The sequence below is a fragment of the Atribacteraceae bacterium genome (assembly GCA_035477455.1).
In the GTDB taxonomy this organism is placed as follows: Bacteria; Atribacterota; Atribacteria; order Atribacterales; family Atribacteraceae; genus DATIKP01.
Genome location: DATIKP010000131.1, coordinates 1 through 9,000, shown reverse-complemented (window position 1 = coordinate 9,000; position 9,000 = coordinate 1). Strand labels below are relative to the sequence as shown.

At 50.9% G+C, this 9,000-nt stretch carries 8 protein-coding genes; 4 read left to right on the top strand and 4 right to left on the bottom strand.

Annotated elements, in window-relative coordinates; all coding sequences use genetic code 11:
• Positions 1-437: 437 nt before the first annotated feature.
• The 3 genes from VLH40_07990 to VLH40_07980 form a co-directional block, all read right to left on the bottom strand.
• Positions 438-2,360 carry a hypothetical protein gene (locus VLH40_07990; protein ID HSV31943.1) on the bottom strand — a complete coding sequence of 641 codons (1,923 nt, stop codon included), beginning with the start codon at positions 2,358-2,360 and terminating at the stop codon, positions 438-440.
• Positions 2,361-2,687: 327 nt separating this feature from the next.
• A complete protein-coding gene (locus tag VLH40_07985) occupies positions 2,688-3,866 on the bottom strand; it encodes a uroporphyrinogen decarboxylase family protein (GenBank protein ID HSV31942.1) in 1,179 nt (392 codons plus the stop codon).
• 72 nt (positions 3,867-3,938) lie between these two features.
• On the bottom strand, positions 3,939-4,883 hold the full coding sequence (locus VLH40_07980; protein ID HSV31941.1) for a TIM barrel protein: 945 nt from the start codon (positions 4,881-4,883) through the stop codon (positions 3,939-3,941).
• 484 nt (positions 4,884-5,367) lie between these two features.
• Here VLH40_07980 and panB point away from each other — a divergent pair, with 484 nt between their 5' ends.
• The 3 genes from panB to panD are packed head-to-tail and all read left to right on the top strand — an operon-like array spanning position 5,368 to position 7,451.
• Complete coding sequence (gene panB, locus VLH40_07975; protein ID HSV31940.1) at positions 5,368-6,201, top strand: 3-methyl-2-oxobutanoate hydroxymethyltransferase; 834 nt, start codon at positions 5,368-5,370, stop codon at positions 6,199-6,201.
• Position 6,202: 1 nt separating this feature from the next.
• The gene (gene panC / locus VLH40_07970; protein HSV31939.1) at positions 6,203-7,051 is read left to right on the top strand and encodes a pantoate--beta-alanine ligase; all 849 of its coding nucleotides are present in this window, start codon (positions 6,203-6,205) and stop codon (positions 7,049-7,051) included.
• Between the two features lie 4 nt (positions 7,052-7,055).
• Positions 7,056-7,451, top strand: coding sequence for an aspartate 1-decarboxylase (gene panD / locus VLH40_07965; GenBank protein ID HSV31938.1), 396 nt, complete (start codon positions 7,056-7,058; stop codon positions 7,449-7,451).
• Between the two features lie 37 nt (positions 7,452-7,488).
• Here panD and VLH40_07960 read toward each other — a convergent pair whose 3' ends face one another.
• Complete coding sequence (locus tag VLH40_07960; protein ID HSV31937.1) at positions 7,489-7,908, bottom strand: hypothetical protein; 420 nt, start codon at positions 7,906-7,908, stop codon at positions 7,489-7,491.
• Between the two features lie 822 nt (positions 7,909-8,730).
• Between VLH40_07960 and VLH40_07955 the strand changes: the two genes are divergently transcribed.
• On the top strand, positions 8,731-9,000 hold a 270-nt coding region (locus VLH40_07955; GenBank protein ID HSV31936.1), incomplete at its 3' end, for a hypothetical protein.

Below are 9,000 nucleotides of genomic sequence, written 5' to 3'. Positions count from 1 at the left end.
CCGTTCAGAGAGGGTCCGCTCAGAGGGCAGGGTGTCTCCCGGCTGGTACTCGCCGGACTCAATGTCCCGGCGGAGCAACTCCTTGAGCTGGTAGTACAGGGGTATCGGGACCCGGCGGTCAAGGGTGATCAAGGGTGGCCTCCTACATTCTTCCATCGTAGTTTATCGTTCCGCGCTTGTCTAAAATCCATCATATTGATCACTCTTGCGTATCCCTGCTTTCATAAGTATGACGAGCAGATTATTTCCTATCCTACCGGTTAGTCGTCCTACAGTGTTCAACTAAGCATATTAACTTGTTATTACCTTTTCAGTATACATATCCTTTTTCTAAAGTCAATCCGGTGGGTCACTCCAGGACGCGGGAGAAATATGGCGTGAAGCGTGTCCATATGGTTGTCCGGAGTTCATCTATTTTCAGGAAAGCCACCGCGGCTTCAATCCTCGGCGGTGTTCAGTTTCTCCTGAGCACGGGGAGAAACCGCAAAAATAAGCTGGTTTTGTCCACGATAGATCAAAGGGTATCTCTCCATAAAGAAATTCCAGTCCGTCTCAAATTGGTGACGCTCGCGCGGGCCGACCATAAGGTAATCTATTTCGCTCTCTTGGGCAAGTTCCGCAAAGCGCTCGGTTTGAGTAAACATTTCCTCAACCAACGCCTGGCGTTTGCCGTAGTCGATTCCGTGACTCCACAACCACCCGTCAAATCCCATGAAAATACTCCGTCCAGCCAGCGCCATTACAGCATTATTATGGTAACCCGCAGAGAGAAACAAGCCATCAGGCAGGGTTGAGTCTTTACTGAATTCCGCCTGAGCCACCTGGTTTTTGGAAAAAAGCTGATGTGGGGGGAGGAGTGTCTCCCGCACCAGGCTGAGTACACCGGAAAAAACAGCGAAAAATACCACGATGACCAGGATGACTGACCGGGACGGAAAACCTTGGAGCCGGTCATTAAGCCTATAAAGGTAATTGGACACCAGGAATACACTGAACAGGTACCAGATAAAAAAGAGCTTGATATTGTCCCAGACCCAGGGCTGAAAGGCGAAAAGTTCTCCGAGGATGAAGATGATCACGGCGGGAAGATAAAAGCGGTTCATGATTCGGTCCCGGGATAAGAGGGCCGGAAAAATGAGCAGAAAGACAATTCCCACATTTTTTAACCAGAACCACGGCCAGATATCTCCCCGGTTAGCCCATCCCAGATGGAATCGGAAGAATCCCCCAGCAATCGCCTGGGAAAAAGTCCATTCCCACAACTGGGGAAGAGCAAGAAGCAGGAAGGGAATGCCAAACAAGAGCCATCGTATGAATTGACGGCTCTTTTCCCGTTCACCAAAAAATGACCCGATAAACCAGGTCAGGCTAATTAGCGAAAAGGCAAGAAAAGAGTGCGTGTGGATAATGGGCATAAGACCGCCTACCAGGCCGGCGAGCACATAATCTTTTCTCTGTCTCAGGGTCAACGCCCGGTACAGGAGATACAGGGCGAAAAAAAGAACGGCCCACCCGGCCAGGGTTGTTCGCTGCGGGAGAATCAGGTCACAAATGACATTGGACCAAACGATATTGTGTTCAGTCCAGTTCGTGGGGGAATGGGCAGAACCCTGGAAAAGTCCGGAAAATCGTTCCGGATCGATCCAGGCGTTATCCAGGGCATAAAACGCCCCTAACCCGCCATTGACAAAAAACATAAGCGCAGCGAGGAGAACGGTAAAATGACCTTTTAAGACCAGGCGGGCAAATTGGAAAAACCAGAAAACCAACAGAAAAACAAAGAAAAAGCTGGGAAGTATAACCGACCAGCGCAGGGATAAACCAAACTGGTGGAGAGAAGCGGAAAGAAGGTTGGTCAGAAAAGGATAGCCTAAACGGGCACCGGGGAAAAAGGTATACTCCGGGGGGAAAAATTCCTGTTCAACCAGGCTGGTGATCATCCCCAGGTGAAAGGGGAGGTCGCCATAGAGATTCCCCCGGGTAAAAACCGCTCCTTCTGAATCCAGGAAAAAATGAGACGTGAAGAGATAACCAATAAAGAGGGCAAAAACCAGAATTCCAACTATTTCCCAGCGATGGAACGACTCTGGCGGGTCATCGTTTGAAGAGTTATGGCCTTTGTCTTTATAAAGCATAACGATCAAAAGAGCTATCAAGCCCATTATGCCCCAACCCAGATAATGAGCTACAGGAGTAAACCCGAAATAGAAAGCGGAGGGCACCGGTGACCACATGGCCCCTAACATACCAAATAGTATTCCGGCACTTAACCGAAACAAGAGGGTTCGAGAAGAGAAAACCCTAAAACCGATCAGGCTTCCAAAGCCTAAGTTAAGAGCCAGATGGAAGACCCAGAACATCGCTTTCTCCTTGACCCGCGTGTAACCTGCAAATTTGATTCTACTGCCATAAGTAATTTTGCTGCAAAAGAACGAAGGAAGCCTGGGCCTGAGCTGCATAAATCAGCCGCCGAAATCACCGCATTTTCGCAGTAAAAAGGCCAAGGATGGTCTTTTCAGCATCACTGCAACCGGACGTGGTCTGAGATGCGTGCGAGAAAATGCCAGATGAGGCGTTGCTGATGGCAACGGGGCCTCGCTGAAATGAGTTTTTGCAGCAAAATCAAGTTTAAATCAATTCTAACACGCGGCGTTTATCCTCCATGTCTAAATCGTTCAATCACCGGGTTATCCGAAGAGTGCGCGGCATCTTTCGATCCAAGTCCAGACCTTCTCCAAATCCTGCTCGAGTGTCGTATAAACCTGAAAGGCATCAGCCCGGACCGTGTACAACCGATCCTGACACACGTTTCTGATCCATTCCAACTTGCCGGTCATCTGCTCGGGAGTCGCCTTCAGAACCTCGTCAATGGGATGCAGGACCACCTCCAGAACGAGGTCCGGGTGGGCAATTTCCACCGCCTTTTCCAGGTTGGTCCAGGGGCTGATGTGCACCATCTTCAAACCGGGTAGCTGCTGGACGTCCCCAAGAAGCGGATCGATCCGGCCGCAACTGTGCCAGTAATCGATTCCGCCATGGTAGCGGCTGATTTTCTGTTCGTAAGGGAAAACGAAATAACGGTATACTTCAGGGGAAATGAGGGGGACGTTCACATCATCATTGGCCAGATAAAGAGTCTGGGGCTGGCATCCGAGATGTGCGGCTCGCCCTTTGGACCAGCTGACTTTAGCTTCGTATAGAAAACTCATCAAGTCATGCACAAAATCGCCATCCTCGATACAATCGATAACGAAGTCTTCCGTACCCCGCACGTGAGTCGCGATCCCCAGGGGGCCAAAATCCCATTCTGGAAAGACGATTTCTACGTCTTCCCCCGCGGCGCTTTTCAACCGTTCATACCACTCCCGGGCGAAACGAGCTCGTTCGTTGATCATAAAATCAGGGACCTCAAGGCTATCCAGGTCAATTGGGTCGCCAATCAGCCGGTTTTTTCCCACCCAGGGCTCCTGGGTAGCCTGGGCTGGTTCCTGGGGGATACCCAGCACGCTCTCACAAAAACCCACCCCGAACCACATGGTCACTCGATCAGTCAGGGGATTGTCGTCGAGAAAATTTTGAAAGGCAAAAAGCTTCCTACGCAACTCAAATTCCAGGTAACAGAGCGGATCGCCGTACACTTCCCGGAGATCCGCCTCAAGAACTGCCGCCCACATTTCCCGGTCCAGATCGGCAATGAAGGGGATTTTGTTGCCGCCCTTTTGGGGAAGATGACGGACGAAGATTCCCGGTAGCCCCGCAAAGGAATCCCAATTGACCTTCCTTTTTTCGTTCTCGGTACTCGTTATTCCTTTATGCAACTGATCAATGAGTGTTTGGATGCGATTTATCCGTTGAGGATCATTCACGATACACTCCCATGAACGTTATTTCCCTTACGCGACTTAGTTTCCCAACTCTCTGTCCTTCACACCGACAGATCAGCCAATAAACTCCCGTTTCAAATGGCGAAGGGATTCCCGGAGGGACCGCTCCAGGGTGATGTCGGAATAGTCGCGTCCCAGTTTGGGACCGGGGTGTTCCAGATATCCGACGATCGTTTCCTGAGGGAGAACATGTCGATGTTCGATCAGAAGCTTACGAATCCAGCGAACGTCGATAATCCCATGTGAGAGGTTTTCCGGCTCGAAACCGAAGGTTTTGTGGTAGATTTTATCGGTATTCTTGAAGTGAAATTCGTAAAGATAGGGAAATGAAGCCTGAAAGAGAGTGAGGTTATCCTCGACGATCTGCTCATGTCGGTCGGCCCAGCCATGGGACACGTCGGAACAGTAACCATAGCTAGCCGTTGTTGAAGAATGTGCCCGATGATAGCTCACCAGTTCTTCTCCGAGAGAACGGATTTCCCGGGAACTGACCGGCGGTTCGGCATAACAGGACATAGGTTCACTGGTCAGACAGGACAGACCACAATCCCGGGCGTAGTGCAATAGATCTTTCATTCCTTCGATGTAGGCGCGGATCCCCTGTTCTCGGTAAGACAGGCGGTCACGCAAAACAGCACCCGCCGAAGTTCCGGCCGACGCGGCACCCAGCACCGCCGCCACTTCGATCAACCGCCGGTAATTTCGAATCGTCACCTGACGGAGATCCGGGTCTTCGGAGAAAAATCCTCCCAGTTCCCGATAGGCACTGAAGACACTGGAGATGACGATTCCCCGTTGTGCGGCACTTTCCTTGAGTCGTAGAAAATACCCATCGGGCAGAGAAAACAACTCGAAAAACGTTCCCAGCTGAAGGTGATAAATCTCCTCTTCCGCCATCAAATCAAACAACCACTCGTAGGAATAGCGGTATATGATCGGATCACTTTTCACACCAATATGGAGATCGATGGTAGGATGGACAGGGGACACTTGGGTCATGGCCGAGTCTAGGTCCTTTCTGTAATGTGGACGATATCATCTTTATCTTTCCATTACAACACGCAACGTCCGATTATGTATCATACCTCCTCGCTTTTTTCAACCTCAGGTCCCGCAATTGCTCCCACAATTTTCCCTTGCCACTTCAAAAAACGTTGTGGTAAAATAAGTGGCGAAGCGGGCTGGGACAGTATTGTAATCCACAAACTGTACCCGAAAAATACGCCCAAAAGTAACCGGAATTCTTAACCGTCACAAGAAATCTGCTTGGAGCCAAGACTAATGGACCGAGACAGAAGGACGGAATTGAGTTTTTCTTCGGCCTTCTGACATAGTCAGAAGGCTTTTTTTTGGCCGGGAAAAGACATCACATAAGGAGTCGACCAGTCGGCAGGGTCGTCGTCGTCGAATTTCCCCATCACCGATCACTATTCACCGTTCACCGATCACCGTTCACCATGTTTTTCAGACGAGGTATAGGAAAATGAAAATAACCACCCGAACCTTACAGGAAATGAAAGTCAAAGGCGATAAAATCACCACAGCTACGGCCTACGACTACCCTTCAGCCCGCGTAGTAGACGAAGCCGGTATCGACATGATTTTAGTCGGTGACTCCCTCGGCATGGTGGTCCTTGGCTATGACAACACCCTCGCCGTCACACTCGGGGATATGATCCATCACGGTAAAGCAGTGGTCCGCGGTGCCAAACGCGCTATGGTCGTCATCGATCTGCCCTTCCTGACCTACCAAGTTACCTGGGAAGAAGCGGTCCGTAACGCCGGACGTGCCGTCCAGGAGACGGGCGCCCTCGCTGTCAAGCTGGAAGGAGGTGTGGAGATGTCCAATACCGTCCGGAAAATCACCCGCGCCGGCATCCCCGTAGTCGGCCATGTCGGCCTCACGCCTCAGTCCGTCGGACGGCTGGGTGGTTTCATCGTCCAAGGTAAGAACGAGTCAATGGCCCGCCAACTCGTTGACGACGCCCTAGCCCTGGAAGACGCCGGTGCTTACTCCATCGTCCTGGAAGCCATTCCTCGCCAGCTCGCCCGGCTTATCACCGAAAAGCTCGCCATCCCCACCATCGGTATCGGCGCCGGCGTGCACTGCGACGGTCAGGTCCTGGTCTACCACGATCTCCTCGGCCTGCAAACCGACATCCGACCAAAGTTCGTCAAACACTACGGCGCCTTCTTCAACCCCATGGTGGACGCCATCCGTTCCTACATCACAGAAGTAAAAACTTCTGCTTTCCCCGCTCTCGAGCATACCTTCACCATGGATGAAACGATCGTCCAAAAACTGCGGGAGGAATAACATGGATATCATCCACGATATCCCCACTCTGCGCCCGCACATCAAAAAAGCCCGCCAAGCGGGCCGAACCATCGGTCTCGTACCCACCATGGGCTTCCTCCACGAAGGCCACCTTTCCCTGCTCCGCCGCGCCCGCGCCGAGAATGACCTCACCATTCTCAGTATCTTCGTCAACCCCCTGCAGTTTGGCGCCAGCGAGGACTATGAGAAATACCCCCGCGATCTGGACAGCGACGCTAAAATGGCTGCCTCCGCCGGTTGTGACCTGATCTTCGCCCCCCCCGTTAGAGAAATGTACCCCACCAAAAGCTACACCACTTTCGTCGACGTCAAACGCCTGACCACCGGCCTCTGCGGTGCCTCCCGCCCGGACCATTTCCGGGGGGTAACCACCGTGGTTGCCAAACTCTTCAACATCGTCACCCCGAACCGCAGCTACTTCGGCCAGAAAGACGCCCAGCAGGTCCAAGTCCTCATCCGGATGGTAAATGACCTGAACATGGACTTGGAAATTATCGTCTTGCCTATCGTCCGTGAGGCAGACGGCCTCGCGATGAGTTCGCGCAACACCTATCTGTCCCCTGGAGAACGCCAGGCGGCCCCCATCCTTTACCGAAGTCTGCAAGCCGCCGAAGAAAAAATCAAAAATGGTGAAAGAGACGCCGTCAAGATCCGCGAACTGATCTTCAATATCCTTTCATCCGAACCCCTGGCCGATATCGACTATATCGCTGTGGTCGATGCCGAGGAACTCTGCGATGTCCAAGAAATCCGGAACCGAACCCTCATCGCCCTGGCTGTCCGCTTCGGCAAGACCCGGTTGATCGATAACCTCATGGTGGAAGCATAAAACCATGCAAAGAATACTGTGTAAGTCAAAAATCCACAAAGCCACCGTCACCGACGCCAACCTGAATTACGAGGGCAGCATCACCATCGACGAAGCTCTGATGGACGCCGCAAACCTGTTACCCTATGAAAAAGTCCAAGTAGTCAACAACAACAACGGTGCCCGCTTCGAAACATACATCATTTCCGGAAAACGAGACTCAGGCACCATCTGCCTGAACGGCGCCGCTGCCCGCCTCGTCCAGCCCGGTGACCTTCTCATCATTATTTCCTACGCCCAACTCGACGAAGCTGAATTGACCGACTTCCAGCCCAAAATCGTCACCGTCAACGAAAAAAACCAGGTTACCGGCATCAAAAACAAAGAACATACCGCCTCAGCAACCAACTTTGAACCCTAAAGAGCGACGAAGATAACTTTCCGCTGCCGCGCAATAGTCACTCCTGATGAATTCCTTTTTGGGAATGCTGGACCACCCCTCCAAGATGACCAACATACCCTTTGATGAATGATAAGCGTTGGTTGATCAGGATTTGGTTGACGGCATAAAGGCAGTGCCCTTTGATGACCTCACTCTGGAATACGGAGTGATTCTCTTCCAGGAAAACCAGATCGACAGGGACAGAAGGAAATAACTCGGCCAAGGCATGATACAGGTCCGCATAGAGGAGATGTCTTTTCTCGGGAATGGGCAACAGGTCTTTAAAGACAACCCCGATATCGATGTCGGTCAACGGGTCTGCGCTGGATATTGTTTTATCATGTAAGAGAGCGTGGTAGGCCTTTTCGGCACAGGACCCAAAAAGGTTACACCAGAGCGATCCCGTACCGCTGACTAATGTTTTCCAACGCTTTATCCTACACCTTATCTATTCCCTATCGTGTTTGCATCAAACAGCAGAAGGTTTACAAACATCTCTTCCCGGTGTGGTATTCCCGAGGCTTTCCTACGGCGATGCAAACCCGAATGGCCTCTGCTTTTTACCCAGGAATAGCGATTATGTATTGATCCAAATCTGGAAGCTAATATTCGTAGATATTATATCACCTGAGGGGATAGTCCATTATTTTGGGGTACATTACATTCTCTTAATAAAACCTTAAACATTGCCGGCATATAATACGAATGTGAAGAGTAACTAATCAGGTTCCGGGGTTCAAGGTTGATTCTACTGCAATAAGTAATTTTGCTGCAAAAGAACGAATGAAGCCTTGGCGTTAGATAGATCAAGATTGAACGGTTTGGAGGTCAACCGTGAACCGTGAGCCTAACAACCCGAGTTAAAAAGGAGGTACGAATGATGGCATAATCTAAGTATCTTCCGGTAAAAACAGAGTGTCCCAAACAAATAAAAGGAGGATATAACGATGAAAAACAGAATATTGTTAATCTTGTTGGCAGTATTGTTTACCACGAGCGTGACTGCTATAGGGGCCCCACCTTCTCAACCAGTAGAATCCTGATATAGTGGTGGAAAGTCACTCCGTAGGCTCGACTGCGGGAATTGTGGGTGCTAATGAAGGGACCTTTGATATAGGAATGTCCACCCGCTGGTTAAGAGGGGATGAGCCTGGCTGGGGCCTGGAGGAATTTAACATTTGTTGGGTTGCCCTTGCCCCAATAGTTCATCCGGCTAATCCGGTAAGGAACTTGACTATGGAAGAGGAGCTATTGTCAAATGTTGGGTATGACCTCAGGCGGCGTTCTCCCTCGGGCGAATTCCCTCGACAAATTGCTTCCCCTCCACCACCTCCGTAACCGGGGAACTCCCTCCCCCGTCTTTTTTACCGTTTCCCTTGACCATTCCTCATTAACGGGCTTTACTTTTCCCATGGGGTATCCTTGCTGCGGGGAGCGAGGTGATTATCTGGTGATACTTGAATTTCCCCTGAGGATAGGCCAGCTACTTTTATTTGGTTATACCCAAGTTTTGAGGGTGGCTCTATTT